We start from the raw sequence: 25,313 nt of genomic DNA, 5'->3' as shown, positions 1-25,313 counted from the left end.
GCGACGACGGGAAGGGGCGGGCAGGTCCCGGGTGCGCGGTCCCTGAGGGGCCGTCGGGGCGGGTGTGGCACGGTGTCGGGGCCGCGCGGTGCCCGGCACCGCCTCCGGCCGCCGCCCGTGGCACCCTGGGCGTCGAGCACTTGTCGCGTGAGGGACAATGGAGGCTCTGTCAGGGCGGGTTGCATGAGGGGACGCATGTCGGAGGCGGAGCGGGCGGGGACATCCCGTACGGACAAGAGCGCACGTCTCCTCGCCGGGCGGTACCGGCTGGGAGACGTGCTCGGCCGCGGCGGCATGGGGACGGTGTGGCGGGCCGAGGACGAAACCCTCGGACGCACGGTCGCCGTCAAGGAGCTGCGGTTTCCGGGCAACATCGACGAGGAGGAGAAGCGGCGCCTGATCACGCGCACACTGCGCGAGGCCAAGGCGATCGCGCGGATCCGCAACAACAGCGCCGTCACCGTCTACGACGTGGTCGAGGAGGACGACCGGCCGTGGATCGTGATGGAACTCGTCGAGGGCAAGTCGCTCGCCGAGGCCATCCGCGAGGACGGCCTGCTGGAGCCGAAGCGCGCCGCCGAGGTCGGGCTCGCCGTCCTAGACGTGCTGCGCTCCGCGCACCGCGAGGGCATTCTGCACCGTGACGTGAAGCCCTCGAACGTGCTGATCGCCGAGGACGGCCGGGTCGTGCTCACCGACTTCGGCATCGCCCAGGTGGAGGGCGACCCGTCCATCACCTCCACCGGCATGCTCGTCGGCGCCCCCTCCTACATCTCCCCGGAGCGCGCCCGCGGCCACAAGCCGGGCCCGGCCGCCGACCTCTGGTCGCTGGGCGGGCTGCTGTACGCCGCCGTGGAGGGCACCCCGCCCTACGACAAGGGTTCCGCGATCGCCACGCTCACCGCGGTGATGACGGAGAACCTGGAGGAGCCGAAGAACGCCGGCCCGCTGCGGGACGTCATCTACGGGCTGCTCAACAAGGACCCCGCCCTGCGGCTGGACGACGCGGGCGCCCGCGCGATGCTCAACAAGGTCATCCACGCGCCGGAGCCCGAGCCCGTGGACGCCACCAAGGTCGTGCCGCTGCCCGCGCAACCGGACGAGCGGACGCGCCGGGGCGGCGCGGCGGGCGCCGGGGGCAAGCGGACCGAGGAGGCCGGGGAGCGGCTGCGCGGAGCGCTGCGCTCCGTGCGCAAGGCCGCCGTCGGGGCGGGCGCGGCCGGCGCCGCGGCCGCCGCGCGGACCAAGCAGGGCCGGGGCGACGCGAACACGACGGGTACGTCGGGTGCCGCGGGAGCGGCCGCCGCCTCCGGTGCCGCCGGGACGACCGCCCCGCCGGGACCGGCGAGGGGCGCGGCGTCCGGTGCGGACGCACGGTCCGGAGTGGGCGCGGGGGCCCGGGCCGGCGGAGGCGCAGGCGCCGGTACCGGGTCCGGAGGCAGCGGCTCGGGGGGCGGCGCGGCGAACGCACCCGCGGGTACGCGCAGCTCGGGCTGGCCGGTCATGCCGCCGCCGGACCTGCCGGCCCGGTCCGCGCCCCGCGCCCCGCTGACCGACGTGGTGCCCCGCCGCACGCTGATCATCATCGCGGTGGTCGTCGCGCTCGCGGTGCTCGGCACCGTACTGGCCCTCACGCTCGGTGGCGGCGACGACGAGAAGGGCGCCGAGGGCGGCGGTGGCGGGCCGGTGGCCTCCGCCGGGGCGAGCGGCGACACCAGGCAGGACGAGGAGAGCGGTACCGGCACCGACGGTTCCGCCTCCGACCCGGCGGCGGGCGGTGACGCGTCCGGCGCTCCGGACGCCGGCGGCGACGCGTCCGGCGACGCCGGCAGCGGGTCGCAGGACGACGGCACCGGGAAGTCCGGCGACTCCGACGACTCCGACGACAAGGAGGACGCGGCCGCCACCCACAAGGGCAGCCAGGGCTACCGCATCGGGCTGCCCGAGGGCTGGAAGTACGCCTCCACGGGCTCCGCCGGCGACCGGTTCACCGGACCGAGCGGGCAGAAGCTGCTCGTCGCCTGGACCTCCACGCCCAAGGGCGACCCGGTCTCCGACTGGGAGAACCAGGAGAAGTACATGGTCCGCTCGCAGTACAAGAAGATCCGCATAGAGAAGGTGGACTACCGGGGCTGGAACGCGGCCGACTGGGAGTTCACCTACACCGACGGCGGCACCGGGTACCGCACCGTGGACCGGGGATTCGTGGTCGACGACCACCAGGGCTACGCCCTGATGTACACCGCGAAGGCGGCCGACTGGGACGGTGATCTGCGCCGGAACACCTGGCAGACCCTGTCGAAGACCTTCGAACCCAAGTCCTGAGCGCGCGAGCCCGGGGCATGAGTGGGCGGGGCCCGGGTTTGAGCCGCCCGATATCTGGCATCAGCTCATTGCGGGTTGCCTCCGGCACGTATCGTGAGTGCTTGCGGACCGTACGCAGCCGGAACGGCCCGCAGGACGAACGGAATTGACCGAGGGCCGACGGGGGTGGCGACGTGGACGACTATGCGGGACGGGTACTCGCCGACCGCTACCGCCTGCCCCTGCCGCCGTCCGACGAGTACGAACTCACCGAGACCCGGGCCTTCGACACGTACAGCGGACAGGAAGTGCTGGTCCGGCAGGTGCCGTTGCCGGAGGTCGTCGAGGCGGAGGTGCTCGACGCGGAGGGCCTGCCTGACGGGTTCACGGCCCGGGACGGCGGCCTGCGGCACTCCGGTGTCCGGCACCCCGGCAGGCCGTCGCAGGGCGCGGGCGGGTCCACGCGGCGGCCGGCCGACCCCGTCGTACGGCGGGCCGTCGAGGCCGCCCAGGCCGCGGCCGCGGTGCCCGACCATCCGCGCCTGGACCAGGTCTTCGACGTGTTCGCCGAGGGCGGTTCGCTGTGGATCGTCAGCGAGCTGGTGGCCGCGAGGCCGCTGGCCGCGCTGCTCGCCGAGCAGACCCTGACGCCGTACCGGGCCGCCGAGGTGGCCTCCGACGTCCTGCTGGCGCTGCGCGTGCTGCACACGTACGGCTGGGTGCACCGCAACATCACCGCGCGCACCGTGCTCGTCTGCGACGACGGGCGCGTGATGCTGACGGGCCTGGCGGTCGGGGCGGCGGAGGAAGCACTGTGCGGGTACGACCCCGTACCCCCGCCCGACGAGGAGCCGGCCCCCGCGACCGGCCCCGGGGGGACGTTCGGCCCGGGCAGCGGCCCGTCCGGCGTTTCCGGCGGCCCGCGTGCCGGGATCCTCGGCCCCGTCTCGGGCCCGGGACCGGGCGACGCCGACCCCGAGGCCGCCCGGCGGGCCGCCATAGAGGCGCGGGGCGTCGGGGAGCTTCCGGTGCCCGGCAGCCGCACGCCGGGCCCCCCGGGGCTCGCGCCCGCGGCGCTGGACCCGGCCGGCGAGGCCCGCGCCGCGCGCGCCGGTGCGATCGCCGCGTACCGCGCCGGCGCCCGGGCCGCCGCCCGGGTCCAGGAGGCGCAGAACGGCCGCGCGGCCCTGCCCGGCGCCCGCCCCGCCGCCGACAGCGGTGCCGGGAACGGCGCCGGCGGCGGCGTGCCGCAGGGCCCCGGAGCCGCCGACGGGCGCCCGGGGCACGGCATCGAGCGTGCGGTCGGAGCCGGTTCGGGCGAGGCGGGGCCCGTACGCGGGCCCGACGCCGGCCGGGACGGCTACGGAGTCGGCCCCGGGTTCGAGACCGGGCCGGTCGACTACGGGACCGGTCCGGGCAGGCGGCCGTACGCGGCCGGGACCGCGGGCGCGGAGTTCGACGACGAGCCCGGGTTCGAGGCCCCCGGCACCGCGGAACCCGGTCATGCCGCCGCGCCCGGAGCCGCCGCCCCGCCCGGGCAGATCGCCGACCCCTACGGCGTGCGCACCGCAGGCTCCTGGCCCGGCGCCGCAGCCCGGGACACCGCGACTCCGCAGCCGGCCCCGCCCGCCCCCGTGCGGAACACGGCCCCGCCCGCAGCCGCACGGGAAGCGGCCCCCGTGGAAAGCCGCGCCGGGGACGCCGGAAGCTGGGACGGGCCGGCCGCCCGGACGCCCGCGCCCCGCGGCCCCGCCACCGCACTCGACGCCGAGCGGGCCCGGCAGACGCGGATGGCCGTGGTCGGGCCGGTGACCGAGCGATGGGCGCCGGAACAGGCCGGGCCGGTGCACGAGAACTGGCAGCTGGCCGCGCCCATCGGCCCCGCGACCGACCTGTGGGCCCTGGGCGCGCTGCTCTTCCGTGCCGTGCAGGGGCACGCGCCCTACCCGGAGGAGTCGACCGCCGAGCTGGTGCAGATCGTGTGCGCGGAACCGCCGGCCTTCGCCGAGGAGTGCGGGCCGCTGCGGCCGGTCGTGGAGTCGCTGCTGCGTCAGGACCCCACCGAGCGCATCGACTTCGAGGAACTGCGCGGCTGGCTGCGTTCCCTCGTGCGTTCCGCGCCCGAACCCGAGGCCGGCCTCAACGTGATCCCGGCACCGCCCGCCGAGACCAGCCGACTGCCCATCGTGCGCCGCCGCGGCGAGCTCGTGCGCAGGCGGCGCGCCGGGCTGCCCGCGCACCACGGCCGGCACAAGCGGGGCCGGGAGCCGGCCCGTTCCCCGCGCAGCCTCGGCCGGACGCTGCTCCTGCTGATACTGCTCGCCCTGGCCGGAGCCGTCGCGTACGCCATCTTCTTCATGCCGAAGAGCGACACGGCCGACTCCGGCGCCGAACGGACCGGTGCCGCCGGCGGGGCGAGCCGTGCGCCGACCGAGGGCGCGCCGGACGACGGCGGCGAGCCACGCCCCGAGGAGACCTCCCCGTCGGCCGGCCCCGGCGCCTCGCGGACGGCGGGCGGCTCCACCGAGCCGCAGTCCGACGTCGCCGACGGATTCACCCTGCGCAAGGACGAGGAGGGCTTCAGCGTCGCCGTCGCCGAGGGCTGGAACCGCACGCCGCGCAACGGCAGCGGCCAGGTCGTCTACGGCAAGGGCGACTTCGAGCTCCTCGTCGTACCGGGCCGGGACCGCGCCTCCGAGTTCGGCGACGATCCGATGGCCTACCAGCGCGACAGCGAGCCCGAGCTGGCGTCGTACCGCGCCTCCAGCTGGGCCACCTCCAGCGGGCTGAAGACCATCGAGGTCGGCGGACGGACCTCGGCGGAGGGGCAGTTCACCTGGACCGGTGCGAACGGCGAGCTGTTCGTGCGCAACGCCGCCGTGCTGATCGACGGCCGCTACCACGTGGTGCAGGTCCGCGGCCCGGAGGCGGAACGGGACGAGGTGAACCGGATCTTCGAACAGGCCTCGGCGACCTACCGGTACGTGCCCTGACCGCAGTTCGGCCCGATGGTTGACTCCCGTCACAGAAAGCGACAACCGTCACAGAGCGGTTTCCATCCGACCCCGCCCGTTCCCCGAAGGGGCGCCGGTCCCTAGTCTGACCCTGACAAGACCATTGCGGGGCAACGTGAATCAGATGCAGGGCCGGCTCGTCGCAGACCGTTACCGGCTCGAGGACACCATCGGCAGCGGTGGCATGGGCCGGGTGTGGCGCGCCCACGACGAGGTGCTGCACCGGGTCGTCGCCATCAAGGAGTTGACCGCCGCGCTCTACGTCTCCGAGAGCGACCAGGCCATCCTGCTGGCGCGCACCCGGGGCGAGGCGCGCGCCGCGGCGCGGATCAACCACTCGGCCGTCGTCACCGTGCACGACGTACTCGAGCACGACGGCCGGCCGTGGATCGTGATGGAGCTGGTCGAGGGCCGCTCGCTGGCCGACGCCGTCAAGGAGGAGGAGCGGGTCGAACCGCGGGAGGCGGCCCGTATCGGCCTGTGGGTGCTGCGTGCCCTGCGCGCCGCGCACACCGCCGGTGTCCTGCACCGGGACGTCAAGCCGGGCAACGTGCTGCTCGGCGACGACGGCCGGGTCCTGCTCACCGACTTCGGCATCGCGCAGATCGAGGGCGACTCCACCATCACCCGGACCGGCGAGGTCGTCGGCTCCGTCGACTATCTCGCGCCCGAGCGGGTGCGCGGCCACGACCCAGGCCCCGCCTCCGACCTGTGGGCCCTCGGCGCGACGCTGTACACGGCGGTGGAGGGCAGGTCGCCGTTCCGGCGCACCTCGCCGCTCACCACCATGCAGGCGGTCGTCGAGGAGGACGCGGGCGAGCCCCGGTACGCCGGTCCGCTGGCGCCCGTCATCAGCGCCCTGCTGTGCAAGGACCCCCAGGCGCGGCCCGACGCGACCGAGGCGGAGCACCTGCTCGCCCAGGCGGCTGAGGGACGGCGCCCGGACGCGGCCCAGGCGTACGTGCCGACCACCCAGTACACGGGCCCGCCGCAGCACGGCGACGCCCTCCACCGGGACCCGTCGGGTGCGGACACGGGGACGCCGTATCGGTCGGGTGCGGAGACGGGTACGCCGTATCCGCCGGGCATGGACACCGGGACGCCCTACCCGCCGGTCACCGGTCCGCCCGGCGCGGGCTCGTCGGCCACCGGTCCGACGGCCACCGGTCCCACGGCGGTCGGCGCCGCGGCCGGCGGGTACGCGGGGGCGGGGTACACGGGATCCGGGTACCCGGGCTCGGGATCCGCCGTCGCGGGGGCCACTTCCGGGGGCCACGTACCGCCGGGCCACTTCACCGCCGGTCACACACCGCCCGTGTCGGGCGCTCTCCCTCCTCGGCGTACCCGACGCGGCCGCCTGCGCACCCTCGCCCTGGTCGTCGCCGTGGCCGCCCTCATCGGCGCGGGCACCGCCGTACTGCTGCAGCGGCAGAACGGGGCGGACGACTCCGAGGCCGGTCCCTTCCCCGGCCGCTCGACCTCCCCCCTCCCCAACCCGTCCGCCGACGGCAAGGGCCCCGGCGGCTCCGTCCCGGCCGACTGGGTACGCCGCGACGACCCGGTGGGTTTCAGCCTCTACCTGCCCAAGGACTGGAAGCGGGACGATTCGCTCGACGAAAAGGAAGAACTCCGGCAGATCGACTACACCCCCGACGGCGGCAACCATTTCGTACGCATCTCCGTCGACACCGATCCCGACTTCAACGACCCCTATGCCCACCAGCTCGACCTGGAGGTACAGCTCCAGCGGCTGGTCGACTACCGGCGCGTCACCCTGGAACACACCACCTACCGCGATCACAAGAGCGCCCGGTGGGAGTACACGTGGACCGCGTTGGCGAAGGACACGTCCTTCCCCGGCCCGCGCCACGCCGTCGAGGAGACGTACATGTCCCGGGACGGCGTCGAGTACGCCCTCTATCTGTCGGGGCCCGCGGACGACTGGCCGGCCACGGAGAAGAAGTTCAAAGCGGTGCTCCAGAGCTGGCAGGAGAAGAGCGGCTGACTCCCGCCGCAGGGGCCGGGGCCCTCCCGCCGTACGGGCCGGAGCCCGGCCACCGTACGACGGCCCGGCGGTGCCGCGACGGCGCTCGCACACCCGTCGGTTGTCGGCCACCCGTGTGACGGCGACCCGGAGCCGGTGCGTCCGGTGGGGCATGATGGGACGCATGGTGACCGAGGGGGCGGGCGGGCGTGTCATCGCGGGCCGGTACCGGCTCCACGAACGGCTCGGACGCGGCGGCATGGGCATCGTGTGGCGGGCCACCGACCGACTGCTCGCCCGCGAAGTGGCAGTGAAGGCGCTGCCCCTCGACGAGACCCTCTCCGCGGCCGAGGCCCGGCGGCGCCGTGAGCGCACCCTGCGCGAGGCCCGCGCGGTCGCGCAGCTGCGCCATCCGCACGTCATCGTCGTGCACGACGTCGTCGAGGACGACGAACGCGCGTACATGGTCATGGAGTTCGTCAACGGCGGCTCGCTCGCCGACCGGGTCGTCACCCACGGTCCGGTCGGCCACGGGGAGGCCGCCCGGATCGGCGTCGCCCTGCTCGACGCCCTGCGCACCGCGCACGCGGCCGGCATCCTGCACCGGGACGTCAAACCGTCCAACGTGCTCATCGCCGACGACGGCCGGGTCGTCCTCACCGACTTCGGCGTCGCCCAGGTCGCGGGCGCCACCACGCTCACCGAGAGCGGCAGCTTCGTCGGTTCCCCCGAGTACACCGCGCCGGAACGGATGTCCGGTGCCGGAACCGGCCCCGAGTCCGACCTGTGGTCGCTGGGGGTGCTGCTGTGCGCGGTGCTCAGCGGCGCGAGCCCCTTCCACCGCGACTCGCTGGGCGGCGTCCTGCACGCCGTGGTCACCGACGAGATCCGCCCGCCCGAACAGGCCGGACCGCTCCTGCCGGTCGTACGGGGCCTGCTCGAACGGGACCCCGGGCGGCGGCTGGACGCCGCGTCGGCCGACCTGATGCTGCGCGCCTTCCTCAGCACGGGCCGCACGCCCGCGACCCCGTGGGAGGCCGGAGACGGCGGGCCCCTGCGGGTGAGGCGGAGCGTGCTGACGGCGGTGCTGCTCGTCCTCGCGGCCGGCGCCGGCATCTCGGTGGCCGCCCTGCTGGCGGACGGCGACGACGACGGGAGCGGTACGCCGACGACCTCGGCGCCCGCGACCCCGACCACCGCGACGCTCGCACCGTCCTCCTCACCGTCGGCGCCCGCCGGGTCCACCCCATCCGGCGTAAACGGGAGATAAGCGGCAACCCGCGTCACGGGTCTGTGACCGCCGGACACCGGCGGTGGAAACGGCCGAGCCCGACGCGGTATGGATGGACCCATGAGCAGCAACGGGGGGCCCCGCGCAGGGGCGGACGAGCCGACGAGTTATGGCCTGCAGCCACCGAACCAGCCGGTCGCGGTGCCGCATCCCGGCAACCCGTACGCGGCACCCACCGAGGTCGTACCGCCGCGAGCATCGTCGCCCGAGCCGCCCGCGTCGCCGTCGCCCGAGCCGTCCGCGTCGCCCTCGGCCGAGCCGTCCGGGCTGTCGTCGTCCGCTCCGGCGGCGGCCGCGTCTCCTGCGGTGGGGGCGGCCTCCGGCGGCCCCGCGGGAGGCGCCGCGGATGCGGGCGCCGGGCGCCTCGTCGCCGGTCGGTACCGGCTGCTCGGCCGGCTCGGACACGGCGGCATGGGCACGGTGTGGCGGGCGAAGGACGAGACCGTGGACCGCGAGGTGGCCGTCAAGGAGCCCCGCGTTCCCGACCATCTTCCCGAACGGGAACGGGACAACGCCTACGAGCGGATGCGCCGCGAGGCGCGCGCCGCGGCCCGGCTCGACCACCCCGCCGTGGTCGACGTGCACGACGTGGCGGTCGTGGACGGCCGGCCGTGGATCGTGATGGAGCTGGTGCGGGGGCGTTCCCTGGGCGACGCCCTCCAGGAGGGCACCATGGGCGCGCGCGAGGCGGCCCGGATCGGTCTGGAGGTGCTCGGCGCGCTGGAGGCCGCCCACGAGGACGGCATCCTGCACCGCGACGTGAAGCCGGACAACGTACTGCTCGGACGGCACGGCCGGGTCGTCCTCACCGACTTCGGCATCGCACAGATCGAGGGCGAGACGAATCTGACCGACACCGGCGGCTTCGTGGGCTCGCCCGAGTACATCGCCCCGGAACGGGTGCTGGGCCAGCGCCCGGGACCGGCGAGCGACCTGTGGTCGCTGGGCGTGGTCCTGTACGCGGCGACGGAGGGGGTCTCGCCCTTCCGCCGCAGCAACACGCCCGCCACGCTCCAGTCGGTGCTCAACGCCGTGCCCGCGCCGCCTGCCTCCGCGCGGGGACCGCTGGCCGAGGCAATCACGGGCCTGCTGGACAAGGACCCGGCGCGCCGCCCGGACGCCGCCCGGGTCCGCACGCTGCTCGACGCCGCCGCCAACCCGCCCGCGCCGCCGCCCACCCGGGTGGTGCCGTTCGGCGGTCCGGAGGCGCCGGGAGGGCCGTCCGGCACGGGCACGGGCACCGGCTCGCGCTGGGGCGTCCGGCTGGGGCGCAACGTCTGGATCACCCTCGGCGCGGCGGCCGTCGCGGCGGCGGTGGCGTCGTACCTCGTGGTCGCCGACCCCTTCGCGGGCCCGCTGCCGGAGGGGTGGAAGCAGCGGGAGCTCGGCGCCAAGGCCGGGATGAGTGTCGGCGTGCCCGCGGAGTTCGTGAAGGAGGAGCACGCGGAGGACGAGGAGTGGGACGGCACCTACGAGACGTTCTCCGACCCCAGCGGCATGATCACCGTCCTCGTGGACCGGGACGTCAAGGCCGACGACAAGGCGGGCGAGATCCCGGACACCGCGGGAGCCAACGCCTGGGCGGACTGGGACATGCTCAAGGACGGCGAGTACTCCTGGGACTTCGCCGACAAGCCCGCCCCCCAGGGGGAGCCGGGCGAGACCGAGTACAAGGGCGAGAAGGCCGCCGAGAACACCATCGCCTACACGACCACGGACGCGGAGCACCCTCGCAAGCGCGAGTTCCACATCCTCTACTACCGTGCCGGCAACGGCGACATGTACAAGGTGTCGATCGACTACCCCCGCGAGGGCCACTTCGCGGACGAGGGCCGGGAGATCGCCCGGACGGTGATCGCCAACTGGGAGGTCGACAAGCTCTGATGGGACGTGGCTGATGGGGCTCGAAGGCCGACTGCTGGGTGAGCGGTACCGGTTACTGAGGCGTGCCGGTTCCGGCGCGTCGGGCACCGTCTGGCGGGCCCTCGACGAGGCGGCGGTCCGCGAGGACGACCGCGAGGTCGCCGTCCGCCGGCCCCGGTTGCCCGGCGACCCGGAGGAAGAGTCCTACCGGCGGGCGGCCCACCGCCTCTACCGCGAAGCGCGGGCCGCCGCCCGCGTCGACCATCCCGCCGCCGTCCGCATCCACGACGTGGTCGTGGAGGAGGCCGGTCTCGACGGACTGCCCTGGATCGTCACGGAGTGGGTCCCGGGCGAGTCCCTGCGCGACGTGCTCCTGCGCGGCCCGGTCGCACCGCCGGAGGCCGCCCGGATCGGCCTCGCCGTACTCGGCGCCCTCAGGGCCGCGCACGCCGTCGGCATCGTGCACCGTGCGGTCCGGCCCGCCAACGTGCTGCTCGGACGGCACGGCCGCGTCGTCCTCACCGGCTTCGGCACCGCCCACCTGGCCGGCGGGGAGCCCGTACGCGGTTCCGGGCCCGCGGCCGACCTGCGGTCCCTGGGCGACCTGCTGCGCACCGCCGCCGGAGACCCGCCGCCGTCCGGGCCGCTCGGCGCGCTCGCCGAACGCCTGCCGACCGGGCCCGGCTCGTCCCGGCCGGACGCCGAGGAGGTCGCCCGGCAACTGGAGTCGGTGGTCCGCGACCTCCGGGCCGCACCGGATCAGGAACCGGACTGGGAACCGAATCGCGAACCGGGCCGAAAAGAAGCGATCAGGTTCGGCCCTCCCGCGTAACGCCCTGATCAGCTGGTTTGTTGCCAGCGATCACTGGCGCCGTGTGAGCACTCGGTGAATCACCGTGAATCCCCGTTACCGACGGGTACACAAAGCCCGCCCCGCGTCATACCCTGCGGCACATGACGGACGCGCAGGCCCCGGAACTGACCGGCACCAACCCCCTCGCCCCCGCCCCGGAGGGCGCCCGCACCGCTGCCGACGTGGTCACGCCCGAGCTGGTCGCCCAGCTCACCAAGGGCGTCGCCGGGTCCGGCCGCACGGCCAACCACACCCCGCTCACCGGCGAGAAGCTGGCCGACCTGCCCGAGTCCACGCCCGAGGACGTGGCCGGCGCCTTCGAGCGGGCCCGTGCCGCCCAGGCCGTGTGGGCCCGGACGCCGGTACGGCAGCGCGCCGCCGTTCTGCTGCGCTTCCACGACCTGGTCCTGGCCCGCCAGGCCGAGGTCCTCGATCTCATCCAGCTGGAGACCGGCAAGGCCCGTCTGCACGCCCACGAGGAGGTCCAGGCCGTCGCCGTCGCCGCCCGGCACTACGGCCGCAAGGGGCCCGCCTACCTGCGGCCCAGGCGGCACACCGGCGCCGTGCCGACCCTCACGAAGGTGACCGAACTGCGCCACCCGCGCGGCGTCGTCGGCCAGATCGCCCCCTGGAACTACCCGTTGGAGCTGTCCGTCGGGGACGCGATCCCGGCCTTCGTCGCGGGCAACGCCGTCGTCATGAAGCCCGACACCGAGACGTGCCTGACCGCGCTGTGGGCCAGGGACCTGCTCATCGAGGCCGGCCTGCCCGCCGAGGCCTTCCAGGTCGTCCTCGGTGACGGCCCGGTCGTCGGCCCCGAGGTCGTCAAGCACGCCGACTACGTCTCCTTCACCGGCTCCACCCGCACCGGCCGCGAGGTCGCCCGGGGGGCAGCCGCCCGCCTGGTCGGCGTCTCCCTCGAACTGGGCGGCAAGAACGCCATGCTGGTCCTGGAGGACGCCGACATCGAGAAGGCCGCGGCGGGTGCCGTCCGCGCCTGCTTCTCGTCGGCCGGCCAGCTCTGCATCTCCATCGAGCGGCTCTACGTCCACGAGTCCGTCGCCGACGCCTTCCTGGAGCGCTTCGCCGCCCGCACCAGGGCGATGCGTCTCGGCACCTCCCTCTCCTACGGCGCCGACATGGGCTCGCTGGCGGGCGAGCGGCAGCTGGAGACGGTGAAACGGCACGTCGCGGACGCCGTGGAGCGGGGCGCGAGGCTCGTCGCCGGCGGTGTCGCCCGCCCCGACATCGGCCCGTACTTCTACGAGCCGACCATCCTCGACGGCGTCACGTCCCCCATGACGGTGTGCGACGAGGAGACCTTCGGCCCGGTCGTCTCCGTCTACCGCTTCACGACCGAGGACGAGGCGGTCGAGCACGCCAACTCCACCCCGTACGGCCTGAACTCCGCGGTCTGGACGAAGGACGCCCGGCGCGGCCGCGACGTCGCCGCCCGGCTGCGCACCGGCACCGTCAACATCAACGAGGGCTACGCCTCCGCCTACGGCAGCGTCCAGTCCCCGATGGGCGGCATGAAGGACTCCGGCCTGGGCCGCCGGCACGGTTCCGAGGGCATCCTCAAGTACACCGAGGCCCAGACGGTCGCCCAGCAGCGGCTGCTGCCGATGGCACCGTCGCTGGGGATGGACGACGAGAAGTACGCGGCGTTCATGAGCCGCAGCCTGCGCGCGATGAAGGCGTTCCGCTTCCGCTAGTCCCCCCCCTCGCTCCCGCCCGCGCCCGTTCCTGCCCGCCCCCACCATCCGTTCCCATCCGTTCTCGACGAGGAGAGCACGTGTCGCAGGAGAAGACTGTCCAGACCCGGGACGAGAGCGGGTACGACTACGACGTCCTCATAGTCGGTTCCGGATTCGGCGGCTCGGTCTCCGCGCTCCGCCTCACCGAGAAGGGCTACCGCGTCGGTGTCCTGGAGGCCGGCCGCCGCTTCACCAGGGAGTCGCTGCCCAAGAACTCCTGGGACCTGAAGAACTACCTCTGGGCGCCCAAGCTCGGCATGTTCGGCATCCAGCGCATCCATCTGCTCGGCAACGTCATGGTCCTGGCGGGTGCGGGCGTCGGCGGCGGCTCCCTGAACTACGCCAACACCCTCTACGTTCCGCCGAAACCATTCTTCGACGACCCCCAGTGGCGGGACATCACCGACTGGCAGGGGGAGCTGACGCCGTACTACGACCAGGCCCGGCGCATGCTCGGGGTCCGCATCAACCCGACGATGACCCCCTCCGACGTGCACCTGAAGGCCGCCGCCGAGCGGATGGGCTGCGGCGACACCTTCCACATGGCGCCGGTCGGCGTCTTCTTCGGCGACGGCGAGGACGCCGACGGCACGGCACGGGCGAAGCCCGGCGAGCGGGTGCCCGACCCCTACTTCGGCGGCGCGGGGCCCGAGCGCAAGGCCTGCAACGAGTGCGGCGAGTGCATGACCGGCTGCCGGCACGGCGCGAAGAACACCCTCAACGAGAACTACCTCTACCTCGCGGAGAAGGCCGGCGCGGTCGTCCACCCCATGACGACGGCCGTCTCCGTCACGGAGGACTCGCGCGGCGGGTTCGCGATCGCCACGCTCCGCACCGACCGCAGGAAGAAGGACGCGGGCCGCACCTTCACCGCCCGCCGCGTCGTGCTCGCCGCCGGCACCTACGGCACCCAGACCCTGCTGCACCGCATGAAGGCGGGCGGCCAGCTCCCGTACCTGTCCGACCGGCTCGGCGGGCTGACCCGCACCAACTCCGAGGCACTGGTCGGGGCCCAGACCGACGACCGCCGCTACCGCAGGGCCACGGGAGAACGGCGCGCCGACTTCACGCGCGGCGTCGCCATCACGTCCTCCATCCACCCGGACGCCAGCACCCACATCGAACCGGTGCGCTACGGCAAGGGCTCCAACTCGATGGGCGGCCTCTCGATCCTCCAGGTCCCGTACGCCGGCGAGAAGGGCTCGGGCGCCTCCCGCGTCGCGGGCTTCCTGGCCAACGCGGCCAAGCACCCGCTGCTGGTCCTGCGTTCGCTGTCCAACCGCAAGTGGTCCGAGCGGACCATCATCGGCCTCGTCATGCAGTCCCTCGACAACTCCCTGACCACGCACCTGAAACCGGCGGGCATCGGCAAGGGCCTGCTCACCGCCCGCCAGGGCCACGGTTCGCCCAACCCCAAGCAGATCAAGGCCGCGACCGAGGGCGCCTCCGCGCTCGCCGCCGAGATCAACGGCTTCGCCGGTTCCAACGTGGGCGAGCTGACGGGCATGCCGCTCACCGCCCACTTCCTCGGCGGCTGTCCCATCGGCGCCACCCGCGAGACCGGCGTCATCGACCCGTACCACCGCCTCTTCGGCCACCCCGGCATCTCGGTCGTGGACGGCGCCGCCGTCTCGGCCAACCTGGGCGTCAACCCGTCCCTGACGATCACGGCGCAGGCCGAGCGGGCGATGTCGTACTGGCCGAACAAGGGCGAGAGCGACCCGCGCCCCGCCCAGGGAGACGCGTACGAGCGCCTGGCGCCCGTCGGGCCCAACTCCCCGGCGGTCCCGGAGGAGGCCTTCGGCGCCCTCCGGCTGCCCTTCCTCGGCGTGCCCACGGTGCCGCCGAAGCGGTAGCGGGCCGCGGGCGGACCGTGTCGCGGACGGTGTCGCGGGCTGTGTCGGTGTCGGTGAATCGTGAGGGTGAATCGTCACGGGGTGGGGCCGGGGGACACTGCGGCCCGGACGGGAACGTGGGGACGTGTTCCGTCGGCCGGCTCCGGGCGTCCCCGGAGCCGGCCGTTCCTTGGGTGACCGGGCTGCTGTCCCCTGCCGTCCGGTCACTTCCTGGAGCGAGGTCCCACGACGTGCGGCACGATTCCGCACGTCTCATCGCTCCAGCGAGCCACGCGTGGTTCTTTCGGGCCCGCCCCTGGCTGACACGGACACCGGGACCAACGAAGCCGCGCGCGTGCCGGTCACGCTCCGTACGGGTGAGAAGGCGCCGAACTCAGATACGAGTCTCAGACCCGTCCCCGGCACAGCTCCAGCATCGTCATCGCCAGCGCGGTGCCGGGCTTGCCCAGCGCCTGCCGGTAGTGGTCGAGGACCTCCATCTCGCGGGAGAGGTTCACGCGCCGGCCGCCGGAGGTGATCCTCGTCTCCTGGATGACGGCGGAGACGGCCATCCGTTCCTGGATCAGCCCGATGATCCGGTCGTCCAGGGCGTCGATGCGGTCCCGGGCGCCGGTGATCACGTCGGCGGCCTCGGGGGTGCGGGCGCCCGTCTTGTCCGCGGTGGTGGCGGCGGGCGTGGCGGGGGTCGTGGGCGTGGTGACGGTCATGTCGGGGGTCCTCGCTGGTCGGCGGTGCCCCGGACTGCGACAGGTTCCGGAGAAACGCCAGGCGCCCCGGGCCTTGTCGGCCCGGGGCGCCTGGGAAGTCGCTTGTCAGTTGCTCAAGCAGCACGACCATGGCAGCCGGTGGGCCGGTTGCCATAGATAAACAGGGAAGCCTGGTGCTTGAGCATGGGGCCAGTATGCCCCGCGGACGTTCCGCGACCAAGCCGGTTCGCATGGTGAGATCCGGGGAGGGGGCGAGCGGGTTCCGGCCAGGGACGGGGCACGTGCGCGCCTCGGTAGAATCGGGAACACCAGACCCCCGCCCGACCGCCGGAAGGCACCCCGTGTCATCAGCGACTCCCGCTGCCGCCGCCCCCGACACCGTCCTGGTCGTCGACTTCGGCGCGCAGTACGCCCAGCTCATCGCCCGTCGTGTCCGCGAGGCGCGGGTCTACAGCGAGATCGTGCCGAGCTCCATGCCGGTCGAGGAGATCCTCGCCAAGAACCCGGCGGCCATCGTCCTCTCCGGCGGCCCCTCGTCGGTGTACGAGCCGGGCGCCCCGACCGTCGACCGCGCGCTCTTCGAGGCCGGCGTCCCCGTCTTCGGCATGTGCTACGGCTTCCAGCTGATGGCGCAGACCCTCGGCGGCACCGTCGACAACTCCGGAGCCCGTGAGTACGGCCGCACCGACCTCGCGGTCTCCAAGCCGTCCTCCACCCTCTTCGAGGGCACCCCGGCCGAGCAGGCCGTGTGGATGTCGCACGGCGACGCCTGCTCCGCCGCCCCGGAGGGCTTCACCGTCACCGGCTCCACGGACGTCGTCCCGGTCGCCGCCTTCGAGAACGACGAGAAGAAGCTCTACGGCGTCCAGTACCACCCCGAGGTCATGCACTCCACGCACGGGCAGCAGGTGCTGGAGCACTTTCTGTACCGGGGCGCGGGCCTCACCCCGGACTGGACCATGGGCAATGTCATCGACGAGCAGGTCGCGACCATCCGCGAGCAGGTCGGCGACCGGCGCGCCATCTGCGGCCTGTCCGGCGGCGTGGACTCCGCGGTCGCCGCGGCCCTCGTCCAGAAGGCCATCGGCTCCCAGCTGACCTGCGTCTACGTCGACCACGGTCTGATGCGCAAGGGCGAGACGGAGCAGGTCGAGAAGGACTTCGTGGCCGCGACCGGCGTGCAGCTGAAGGTCGTGGACGCCAGTGAGCGGTTCCTGGGCGCGCTGGCCGGGGTGTCCGACCCCGAGGAGAAGCGGAAGATCATCGGACGCGAGTTCATCCGCGTCTTCGAGCAGGCCCAGCTGGAGATCATGCAGGAGGAGGGCCCCGAGGTCGCCTTCCTGGTGCAGGGCACGCTCTACCCGGACGTCGTCGAGTCCGGCGGCGGCACCGGCACGGCGAACATCAAGTCCCACCACAACGTGGGCGGCCTCCCCGACGACATCGAGTTCGAGCTGGTCGAGCCGCTGCGCAAGCTGTTCAAGGACGAGGTCCGGATGGTCGGCCAGGAACTGGGCCTGCCGGACGAGATCGTCCAGCGCCAGCCGTTCCCCGGCCCCGGACTCGGCATCCGCATCGTCGGCGAGGTCACCGAGGAGCGGCTCGACCTGCTCCGCGAGGCCGACGCCATCGCCCGCGAGGAGCTGACCGCGGCCGGCCTCGACCGTGAGATCTGGCAGTGCCCGGTGGTGCTGCTCGCCGACGTCCGCTCCGTCGGCGTCCAGGGCGCCATGCACGCTCCCCCACTGCCTTAAGGGCGTGGGAGGTGCCCCCACTCGCCGCACCGGGCGCCGACCACGTACAACCAGTACGCCGGTCGACGCCCAGCACTCCCCCAGCCTCCGGCCGGGGGGACCCCCAGAGCACGCACCTGACGCCGCCAGGCCCGCCCTTCGGGCGGACGACGGGAATGTGACGACAGACTCTAGGCGCGCTTGAGGGTGCGCAAGGGCTTTCCGGGCTGCCAGAGTTCGACGACGAGGTACGTGTCGTCCTCGACGCGGGTCCGCACGACCTCCGTCAGCTCGGTACGGAAGAGGTGGAACGGCTCCGGCGGTTCCACCTCTTTGGCGTACCCGGCCCTGGTCTCCGGGTCCTCGACCTCGACCGCCCGCCCGGCGACCCGCACGTCCCCGCCGCCGAGGCCGGTGCCCGCCCCGGGGTTCGCCTGCAGCGCGAAGCGCGGATCGCGGCGCAGGTCCAGCGCCTTCAGCGAGCCCGGCATCATGCCGAGCCACAGCTCGCCGCCCAGGAAACGCACCTCCAGACCCGTGGTGCGGGGCGAGCCGTCCTTGCGGAGCGTGGCCAGGACGTGGTGCGTGTACGCGCCGAAGCGCGCTTCGACGGTGCCGGCCAGGGCGGGTTCGGCGGCGGCGAAGCCCGCCCAGTTCACACCGGTCCGGTTCACAGGGGCGCCTGAGGTCATACGGCGAGTGTGACCCCGAATACCGACACCCTCTGTCGAGTATCGGGCCGGGACCTGTCCTCCCGGCGGCCCCGGGGGTACCTTCCGGCCCGTGAGGCACATCCAGTGCCGGGAGCGGTGCCGGATCCCCGAGAGCGGATTCCGCGCCGGGCCCGCAGCGCTGGGCAGGACCAAGGCAGGACAGAGGACACATGCACGGGACGCCCGGGGCCACTCCGCCCCCGCCGCTGCCCACCGACCGGCTGCGGTTCGCGATGCCGCCGATGCACGACTCGGTCGAGGACGAACGCCGGCACCGCAAGGAACGGCTCGCGGGCGCGCTGCGCGTCTTCGGGCGGTACGGCTTCGAGGACGGGGTCTCCGGGCACATCACGGCCCGCGATCCCGAGTACAGCGACTGCTTCTGGGTCAACCCCTTCGGCATGCCCTTCGCGCACATCACGGTGAGCGACCTGGTGCTGGCCAACTCCGACGGCCAGGTGGTGGAGGGCGGCCACCACGTGAACCAGGCCGCCTTCACCATGCACTCCCAGGTCCACGCCCTGCGCCCGGACGTGGTCGCCGTCGCCCACTGCCACTCGGTGCACGGGCGCGCGCTCGCCGCCCTCGGCGACCTGCTCGACCCGATCACACAGGAGAGCTGCGCCTTCTACGAGGACCACGCCCTGTACGACTCCTACTCGGGCGTCACCGTCGACGCCGAGGAGGGGCGGCGCATCGCACGGGTGCTCGGCTCCGGCAAGGCGCTCGTGCTGCGCAACCACGGGCTGCTGACGGTCGGCGACTCGGTGGACGCGGCGGCCTGGTGGTTCCTGTCGCTGGAACGGTCCTGCCAGGTGCAGCTGACCGCGAGGGCGGCGGGCCGGCCGGTGCTGATCGGCCACCGGCAGGCCGTGGCGACGCGGGAGCAGCTCGGCGGCGACCTGGTGGCGTGGATCAACTACCAGCCGTTGTGGCGGCAGATCAGCCGCGCCGAGCCGGACCTCTTCGGCTGACGACTCGGCCGACGTCTCGGCCGACGTTCCGCGCCGCGTCAACACGGCGATCCACGCTTCACCCGCGCTGAGCAGAGACAACCGGGGGCGCCGGGCGTGGGAGGGTCGGCGTACGGCACAATTCGTCGTCGTCGCAAGGGACTTGGCAGCGTGGGAGCGGAAGGCGGGCGTCGGGAGTGGCGGTGCAGGAGGCGAGACGCGGGAGCGGCTCGGACAAGGGCGCGTACGAGACGGCCCACGGGGGCGGCTGCACCTGCGGGGACTGTCCCCACGGCGCCCGGCAGGGGCACCGCCGGGCGGTCGCCGCGTTCCTGCGGCGCCGGGACGAGTTCGCCGCCGGGCAGGGGCTGCCGGCCGCGGTCGCCCACTCGGCCTCCGCCTCCCGGCAGTGGGTCTCCGAGGAACTGACCCAGTCCGCCGAACTCGTCGCCGAACGCGGTCGCGCCGAGGGCGAGGCGTGGCTCGCGGGCCTGGGCCGGCGCACGGCGGCCGCGGTGTGGGCGGCTGTCGTCCTGCTGCTGCTCGGGCAGGCGCTCACCGCGATCGGCGCGGGCTGGTCGGCGGCGCGCACCGCGGGGCTCGCGGCGGCGCTGGTCGTGGCCGGTGCGCTGACGGCGGCGTCCTGGTTCCACCGGACCCGGGGCGGGGCGCTGGCGCCGGTCATCGGGGAGGACAACCGGCTGTCCACCTCCCGGGCGGTGGCGGTTGCCTGGGTCCTCTTCATCGCCTACGCGGTGCTCGTGCTGGCCGGCCAACTGGCCGTCGCCTCGGGCCACGACCGGCGGGACGCGCTGATCTCTGGCCTCGAACTCGGCCGCGGCACCGGCGCGGTGACCGTGCTCGCCGTGGTCTGCGGGATCGCGGTCCTGGTCCGGCGCGTGGTCGGCCTGCGGGTGCTGGGGCAGCGGCTGCAGAAGGTCCGGGCGGACCGGCCGCGGGCCTCCGACCTCCTCACGGACGACGCGGGACGCGGCACCTTCGCCGACATCCAGTACGTCGTGATCAGCGCCGTCGCCCTGGTCTTCGCGGCGGTGCGCCTGGCCCGGCGTCCGGAACAGCTCCCCGACCTGCCGTGGGGGCTCGCGGTCGTGGTGCTGGTCTCGGCGGCGACCTACCTGGCCGGCAAGTACGCGGAGGGCGGCCGGCCGGTCGTCCTCTCCGTGGTCCGGGCACGGGAGGCCGGTGACCTGGACGCGCCGATCCGTACCGGCGACGACATCGAGATCCGCGGCGCCGGCTTCGTGCCGCCCGGCGCGCAGCGGGCGGACCGGCTGTCCCGCATGGTCGTCCGCATCGGCGCGGTCAACGTCCACGTCCCCCTGGTCCCGGTGGCCGGCGGCTTCAGCAACCCCGCGGACGACCTCCTCACGGTCCCCGTACCGGCCGACGTGGAGCCGGGCCGGGTGGACGTCCAGGTGGTCACCGGCGCGGGCGTGGAGACCAACCGCTACGCGATCGACGTGACGGACTGAGCCTGCCCGAGTCGATGCGGCGGACTGAGTCCGTGTGACGGACTGAGTCGATGTGACGGCCCGACACCTCGCGCGCCGCCCGGCCGGGACCTGTCGAAACCGACAGCAAGAAACCGGTGGGCAGAGGGTTGAGCCGGGTGCCCTTGTCGTACGTATGGTCTGGCGGGGGTCTCGGCATGCGCGGCGGGAGGCGGCTGGCAGTGATGACTCACGGTAGGCGGACGGATGTGTCCCCCTCCCAACAGGGTGGCGGGGACTGGCGGGACAGTGCCGCCCGGTACGCCCTCCTTCCTCTACGGATCTTCCTCGGCGTCACCTTCGTCTACGCGGGTCTGGACAAGCTCACCGACAGCGCCTTCATGAAGGACGGCGGCGCCGGTTCCGTGGGTGACATGATGCGGGCCGTCCGGGACTCCTCGGCCCTCCCCGCGCTGGTCGACCTCGCACTGAAGAACCCGCCCGGCTTCGGCTACGCCATCGCGCTGGGCGAGCTGGCCGTCGGCGTCGGCGTCCTGCTCGGCCTCCTCACCCGGCTGGCCGCGCTCGGGGGCGCGCTGATCTCGCTCAGCCTGTGGCTGACCGTCAGCTGGGCCTCCGACCCGTACTACTACGGCAACGACCTCCCGTACATGTTCTGCTGGGTGCCGCTCGTGCTGGCCGGCGCACCCTTCTGGTCACTGGACGCCTTGATCGGGAACCGGCGCCGCAGGGGGGTCTACTAGGGGATGCCGTTCGCCCGTCAGCCGGAAGGGTCCGCTCGGGACTCGTCCGGCTGTCCCGTGTGCGGCGCCCCCCGGCGCCGGTGCACGGTGCGCCGGTGCACGGTCCGGGCCACGACGCCGACCGCTCCCGCGAGGCAGAGACCGCCCACCACGACGGGGATCACCACGAACCACGGTGTCTCCCACAGCCCGCCCGCGTCACCGGCGTAGATGACCCCGGCCAGGATCAGGAAGACGCCGGCCACCAGCCGTCCGGGCTGGAACCTATGACGCAGCACGGGTCACCTCCGCCTGGCCGATGCCGACCTGGAGGTCGAGGTCGAGCGTCCCGGTGTCCTCGCCGCTCCCGGTGGGACGCAGGGTGATCTCCTTGTGCCTGCCCGGCGCCACGTCCACGTCCTTGTCCTCGTCGCCCGGCAGCCGGATGTCGCCGACGCCCACCGAGACGCTGAGCCGCACCGTCGCGTCCCGGGGCACCACGATCCTTATTCGGCCGATGCCCACGTCGGCGCGGGTGCTGACCGTCTGCTTCTCCGTCAGGTCCAGGCGGGACAGGTCCACGGTGCCGCTGCCCGCGCCGATCTGGTACTCCTCGCGCACGTCCGCCACGGCCGCCGGCGCCCAGGTGGTCCGGGACCATTCCGTGCCCACGTCTTTCGGTACCGCGGCCGAGCCGGCCAGCAGGCCCGCCGTGATGATCGCCAGGAAGACCGAACCCGCTCCCGTGCGCCCGAGGAAGGCGCTGACGGCGATGCCGAGACCGAAGACGGCGAGCGCACATGCCAGCCCGGTCTGCAGGCTGGTGCCGAGCGGGTGGTCGTCCCAGGTCAGCCGGGTGCCGAGGAAACCGGCGAGCACGGCGAGGAGGAACACCCAGCCCCCGATTCCGCGGGGGCCGCGCGGCTGCGGGCGCCGTGGGTGCCGGGCACCGCCCGCAGGGGCGTACGCGAGGTCGAGGCCTCTGCGGCCCGCGAGCCCGCGGCCGATGGCGACGGCCGCCGCGATGTCGCGGTCCTCCGCGTCCGACGGGCCCCACAGGTATCCGGTCCCGCCGTCGTGGGTTCCGTCCTTGACTATGGGGCCACGCCACCAGGAGGGCCAGGTGTACATGATCGGGGGCGCCTGGGCCTCCGGCGGAGCGTCGGCGACGGTCTGGGCGGAGAGCGGGTCGGGCTCGGGGGCCCTGCGGTGCCGCGACCAGTACCCGGCGCCCGCGAGGAGGAGCGAGAGGACGACGGCGAAGGTCAGCACCCCGCCGTTGCGCAGCATGGTCAGGAAGATCCCGCAGCCGACCAGGGCGAAGAGCACGGCCGCCAGCGCCTGGCCGTCGACCCGGCCGGTCAGCAGCTTGCGTACCTCGTTCTCCTCCTCGTCGTCGTAGGGGACGAAGAGCCAGGCGAAGCCGTAGAAGAGGAGACCGATGCCGCCGGTCGCGGAGAGCACCGCGAGGGTGATCCGGAATATCACGGGGTCCAGATCACACTGCCGTCCCAGGCCGGCGCAGACTCCGGCGAGCGTCTTGTACCGGCGGTCGCGCCGGAAGTGCTGCGGCGGCCCGGGAGCGTCGGCGTCGTCGGTGACGCCCGGGCCGCTCGCGGTACCGGGAACATCCGCGGCGGGCGCGGCATCCTGCGGCCCGGCACCCCGTGGAGGGCGCGGGCCGGAGCCGGGTCCCGGACCCGTCGCGGCGTGCTCGTGATCTGTCATGGCTCCATGGTGACGGGCGCGGCGCCGCGACGGCAGTCGGTACGACCCTGGTCGGACCCTGATATCGCCCCTGAGCGGACGTTCGGGAAGCGTTCGAGGCCCCTCGGCCCAGGATTGGTCCCTCGGCCCAGGACCGGCCCCTCGGCCCAGGACCGGGGGAGCAGATCAGGGGAGTATGGGGGGCGGACCCTGATGCCGCCGCTCCCGCACCCGTGTGACCATCAGTGTCATGCCGGAAGCCGCAGCAGCACCCCTCGCAGAACCGCGGCCGCCGCGCAAGCTCTACCGCAGCAGTGACGGACGCTGGCTCGGTGGCGTGGCGCGGGGGCTCGCCGGGCATCTCGGGCTGCCCGTCATCTGGGTGCGCTTCGCCTTCGTCGGCCTGTTCATGGCCGACGGTCTGGGCGCGCTGCTGTACGCGGCCTTCTGGTTCTTCGTGCCGCTGGGCGTCGGCGGTGTCGAGGCGCAGAAGCCGCCGTCCCTCGTCACCTCCGAGACCGCGCCGGACGGCCGCCGCAGACTCGTCGCCCGCAGACCGGACAAGGGGCAGATGGTCGCCCTGCTGCTCATGGTCGTCGTGGCCCTGGTCTTCGTGGGCAACGTCGACCTCGGCGGCGGAGCCAAGGCCTACCTCTGGCCGACCGTGCTCGTCGGCGCCGGTGTCGCCCTCGTCTGGCGCCAGGCGGACAACGCGCGCCGGGCCCGCTGGGCGGAGGTCGGACGCCACCGGCGCACCGTCACCCTGCTGCGCTCCGTGGCCGGGGTCCTGCTGGTGACGGCCGGTGTCACCGGCATCTTCGTCCTCCAGGGCTCCGCCGCGCACCTCGGCTCCGTCCTGCAGGCGGCCCTCGCCGTCCTCGTCGGGATAACGCTCCTCGCCGGCCCCTACCTGGTCCGGATGACGCAGGACCTCTCCGAGGAGCGGCTGATGCGCATCCGCGCCCAGGAACGCGCCGAGGTCGCCGCCCACGTCCACGACTCGGTCCTGCACACCCTGACCCTGATCCAGCGCAACGCGGAGAACGCGGGCGAGGTGCGCCGCCTGGCCCGGGCCCAGGAGCGGGACCTGCGCTCCTGGCTCTACAAGCCGGAGGGCAACGGCAAGGACGAGGACGAGGAGCCCACCACCCTCGCCGAGGCCGTGAAACGCAACGCCGCGGAGGTCGAGGACAAGCACGGTGTCCCCATCGAGGTCGTGGTCGTCGGCGACTGCCCGCTCGACGAGAGGGTCGGCGCACAGATGCAGGCCGCGCGTGAAGCCATGGTGAACGCGGCCAAGTACGGTGGCGAGGGCGGCGCCGTACAGGTTTTCGCCGAAGTCGAGGGGAGGACGGTCTTCGTGTCCGTCCGGGACCGCGGCCCCGGCTTCGACCTCGACTCGATCCCCGCCGACCGGATGGGCGTCAGAGAATCGATCATCGGCCGCATGGAGCGCAACGGCGGCACGGCGCGGCTGCGCGCGGTGCCCGACGGCGGCACGGAGGTCGAACTGGAAATGGAGAGGGCGGAGAAGACGTCATGAGCGACCCGACCGAGGCGGACGGAATCGCGGGAGCGGGCGAGACGGCCGAGCCCGCGCAGCCGGCGAACGGCGGCACGGGGGAGCGCCGGGTACGCGTGGTGCTCGTCGACGACCACCGCATGTTCCGTACCGGAGTCCAGGCCGAGATCGGCCAGACCGCCGAGACCGGGGTCGAGGTCGTCGGCGAGGCCGCCGACGTCGACCAGGCCGTCACGGTCATCACCGCGACCCGCCCCGAGGTGGTGCTCCTCGACGTCCACCTCCCCGGCGGCGGCGGAGTCGAGGTGCTGCGCCGCTGCGCCCCCCTGATGGGCGACACCGACCGGCCCGTCCGCTTCCTCGCCCTGTCCGTGTCGGACGCGGCCGAGGACGTGATCGGCGTCATCCGCGGCGGCGCCCGGGGCTATGTCACCAAGACCATCACCGGCACCGACCTGGTCGACTCGGTCTTCCGGGTCCAGGAGGGCGACGCCGTGTTCTCCCCGCGCCTGGCCGGTTTCGTCCTCGACGCGTTCGCCTCCACCGACGCCCCGCCGGTCGACGAGGACATGGACCGCCTCACCCAGCGCGAGCGCGAGGTGCTGCGCCTGATCGCCCGCGGCTACGCGTACAAGGAGATCGCCAAGCAGCTCTACATCTCGGTGAAGACGGTCGAGTCCCACGTCTCGGCGGTCCTGCGCAAGCTCCAGCTCTCCAACCGCCACGAACTGACGCGCTGGGCGACGGCACGGCGACTGGTCTGACGGAAGCCGTGCGGTCCGCGGAGCCCCGTCACACCACCGACGCCGCACCACCGGCCCTGCACTGCCGGCCCCGCACTACCGGCCCCGCACCACCGGCC

Annotated in this window: 16 protein-coding genes and 2 pseudogenes; 14 read left to right on the top strand and 4 right to left on the bottom strand. The window is 73.8% G+C overall.

All coding sequences use genetic code 11. The features are described 5' to 3' along the window. The first annotated feature begins 195 nt into the window (after positions 1 to 195). From IG94_RS0125000 to IG94_RS0124965, 8 genes and pseudogenes are all read left to right on the top strand, one after another. Positions 196 to 2,325, top strand: coding sequence for a serine/threonine-protein kinase (locus tag IG94_RS0125000; RefSeq protein WP_031041366.1), 2,130 nt, complete (start codon positions 196 to 198; stop codon positions 2,323 to 2,325). 173 nt (positions 2,326 to 2,498) lie between these two features. Beyond that, positions 2,499 to 5,297, top strand: a complete 2,799-nt coding sequence (locus IG94_RS0124995; RefSeq protein ID WP_031041363.1) for a protein kinase — start codon at positions 2,499 to 2,501, stop codon at positions 5,295 to 5,297. Positions 5,298 to 5,442: 145 nt separating this feature from the next. Next, the gene (locus IG94_RS0124990) at positions 5,443 to 7,323 is read left to right on the top strand and encodes a serine/threonine-protein kinase (protein WP_031041361.1); all 1,881 of its coding nucleotides are present in this window, start codon (positions 5,443 to 5,445) and stop codon (positions 7,321 to 7,323) included. A 154-nt stretch (positions 7,324 to 7,477) separates the two neighbouring features. Then, a complete protein-coding gene (locus IG94_RS0124985; protein ID WP_052410850.1) occupies positions 7,478 to 8,572 on the top strand; it encodes a serine/threonine-protein kinase in 1,095 nt (364 codons plus the stop codon). A gap of 81 nt (positions 8,573 to 8,653) precedes the next feature. Further along, entirely contained in the window at positions 8,654 to 10,477 is a 1,824-nt protein-coding gene (locus IG94_RS0124980) for a serine/threonine-protein kinase (protein ID WP_043484467.1), read from the top strand. Positions 10,478 to 10,490: 13 nt separating this feature from the next. Further along, positions 10,491 to 11,189 (top strand): annotated as a pseudogene (locus IG94_RS0124975) (serine/threonine-protein kinase); the annotation flags it as partial. A gap of 221 nt (positions 11,190 to 11,410) precedes the next feature. Beyond that, a complete protein-coding gene (locus IG94_RS0124970) occupies positions 11,411 to 13,024 on the top strand; it encodes a succinic semialdehyde dehydrogenase (RefSeq protein ID WP_031041349.1) in 1,614 nt (537 codons plus the stop codon). Between the two features lie 80 nt (positions 13,025 to 13,104). After that, positions 13,105 to 14,922: a GMC oxidoreductase gene (locus tag IG94_RS0124965; protein ID WP_031041345.1), complete on the top strand. Its 1,818-nt coding sequence runs from the start codon at positions 13,105 to 13,107 to the stop codon at positions 14,920 to 14,922. A gap of 386 nt (positions 14,923 to 15,308) precedes the next feature. Here IG94_RS0124965 and IG94_RS0124960 read toward each other — a convergent pair whose 3' ends face one another. Continuing rightward, positions 15,309 to 15,629 carry a chorismate mutase gene (locus IG94_RS0124960; RefSeq protein ID WP_031041342.1) on the bottom strand — a complete coding sequence of 107 codons (321 nt, stop codon included), beginning with the start codon at positions 15,627 to 15,629 and terminating at the stop codon, positions 15,309 to 15,311. A gap of 341 nt (positions 15,630 to 15,970) precedes the next feature. On the opposite strand from IG94_RS0124960, the pseudogene guaA reads away from it, so the two are divergent. Further along, positions 15,971 to 17,356, top strand: a pseudogene (guaA, locus tag IG94_RS0124955) (glutamine-hydrolyzing GMP synthase); the annotation flags it as partial. Between the two features lie 197 nt (positions 17,357 to 17,553). Here guaA and IG94_RS0124950 read toward each other — a convergent pair. Then, the gene (locus tag IG94_RS0124950; RefSeq protein WP_052410843.1) at positions 17,554 to 18,054 is read right to left on the bottom strand and encodes a pyridoxamine 5'-phosphate oxidase family protein; all 501 of its coding nucleotides are present in this window, start codon (positions 18,052 to 18,054) and stop codon (positions 17,554 to 17,556) included. Positions 18,055 to 18,245: 191 nt separating this feature from the next. On the opposite strand from IG94_RS0124950, the gene IG94_RS0124945 reads away from it, so the two are divergent. The 3 genes from IG94_RS0124945 (at position 18,246) to IG94_RS0124935 (ending at position 21,243) form a co-directional block, all read left to right on the top strand. After that, positions 18,246 to 19,049, top strand: coding sequence for a class II aldolase/adducin family protein (locus tag IG94_RS0124945; protein ID WP_031041334.1), 804 nt, complete (start codon positions 18,246 to 18,248; stop codon positions 19,047 to 19,049). Positions 19,050 to 19,225: 176 nt separating this feature from the next. After that, positions 19,226 to 20,521 (top strand): hypothetical protein, encoded by a 1,296-nt coding sequence (locus IG94_RS0124940; protein WP_031041331.1) that lies wholly within the window; start codon positions 19,226 to 19,228, stop codon positions 20,519 to 20,521. Between the two features lie 203 nt (positions 20,522 to 20,724). Then, the gene (locus tag IG94_RS0124935; protein ID WP_031041328.1) at positions 20,725 to 21,243 is read left to right on the top strand and encodes a DoxX family protein; all 519 of its coding nucleotides are present in this window, start codon (positions 20,725 to 20,727) and stop codon (positions 21,241 to 21,243) included. Between the two features lie 17 nt (positions 21,244 to 21,260). On the opposite strand, the gene IG94_RS0124930 is transcribed toward IG94_RS0124935, so the two are convergent. Together IG94_RS0124930 and IG94_RS0124925 are read right to left on the bottom strand one after the other, a co-directional pair. After that, the gene (locus IG94_RS0124930) at positions 21,261 to 21,521 is read right to left on the bottom strand and encodes a hypothetical protein (protein WP_031041327.1); all 261 of its coding nucleotides are present in this window, start codon (positions 21,519 to 21,521) and stop codon (positions 21,261 to 21,263) included. Next, positions 21,508 to 22,950, bottom strand: a complete 1,443-nt coding sequence (locus IG94_RS0124925) for a PspC domain-containing protein (RefSeq protein ID WP_031041326.1) — start codon at positions 22,948 to 22,950, stop codon at positions 21,508 to 21,510. Before IG94_RS0124925 ends, IG94_RS0124930 begins: the two co-directional genes overlap by 14 nt. A 229-nt stretch (positions 22,951 to 23,179) precedes the next feature. Between IG94_RS0124925 and IG94_RS0124920 the strand changes: the two genes are divergently transcribed. Both IG94_RS0124920 and IG94_RS0124915 read left to right on the top strand, forming a co-directional pair. After that, on the top strand, positions 23,180 to 24,472 hold the full coding sequence (locus IG94_RS0124920; protein WP_031041325.1) for an ATP-binding protein: 1,293 nt from the start codon (positions 23,180 to 23,182) through the stop codon (positions 24,470 to 24,472). Further along, positions 24,469 to 25,215, top strand: a complete 747-nt coding sequence (locus IG94_RS0124915) for a LuxR C-terminal-related transcriptional regulator (protein ID WP_031041323.1) — start codon at positions 24,469 to 24,471, stop codon at positions 25,213 to 25,215. The genes IG94_RS0124920 and IG94_RS0124915 overlap by 4 nt, the downstream gene beginning before the upstream one ends. Positions 25,216 to 25,313: the final 98 nt, after the last annotated feature.

Origin of the sequence: Streptomyces olivaceus, assembly GCF_000721235.1 — a bacterium.
Taxonomy (GTDB): Bacteria; Actinomycetota; Actinomycetes; order Streptomycetales; family Streptomycetaceae; genus Streptomyces; species Streptomyces olivaceus.
This window is presented reverse-complemented; position numbering and strand designations above follow the sequence as displayed.

Coding starts and splice junctions, on each gene's coding strand:
- IG94_RS0125000 (WP_031041366.1), top strand. CDS start 196: ATGTCGGAGGCGGAGCGGGCGGGGACATCCCGTACGGACAAGAGCGCA.
- IG94_RS0124990 (WP_031041361.1), top strand. CDS start 5,443: ATGCAGGGCCGGCTCGTCGCAGACCGTTACCGGCTCGAGGACACCATC.
- IG94_RS0124985 (WP_052410850.1), top strand. CDS start 7,478: ATGGGACGCATGGTGACCGAGGGGGCGGGCGGGCGTGTCATCGCGGGC.
- IG94_RS0124980 (WP_043484467.1), top strand. CDS start 8,654: ATGAGCAGCAACGGGGGGCCCCGCGCAGGGGCGGACGAGCCGACGAGT.
- IG94_RS0124970 (WP_031041349.1), top strand. CDS start 11,411: ATGACGGACGCGCAGGCCCCGGAACTGACCGGCACCAACCCCCTCGCC.
- IG94_RS0124960 (WP_031041342.1), bottom strand. CDS start 15,629: ATGACCGTCACCACGCCCACGACCCCCGCCACGCCCGCCGCCACCACC.
- IG94_RS0124950 (WP_052410843.1), bottom strand. CDS start 18,054: ATGACCTCAGGCGCCCCTGTGAACCGGACCGGTGTGAACTGGGCGGGC.
- IG94_RS0124945 (WP_031041334.1), top strand. CDS start 18,246: ATGCACGGGACGCCCGGGGCCACTCCGCCCCCGCCGCTGCCCACCGAC.
- IG94_RS0124935 (WP_031041328.1), top strand. CDS start 20,725: ATGACTCACGGTAGGCGGACGGATGTGTCCCCCTCCCAACAGGGTGGC.
- IG94_RS0124925 (WP_031041326.1), bottom strand. CDS start 22,950: ATGACAGATCACGAGCACGCCGCGACGGGTCCGGGACCCGGCTCCGGC.
- IG94_RS0124920 (WP_031041325.1), top strand. CDS start 23,180: ATGCCGGAAGCCGCAGCAGCACCCCTCGCAGAACCGCGGCCGCCGCGC.
- IG94_RS0124915 (WP_031041323.1), top strand. CDS start 24,469: ATGAGCGACCCGACCGAGGCGGACGGAATCGCGGGAGCGGGCGAGACG.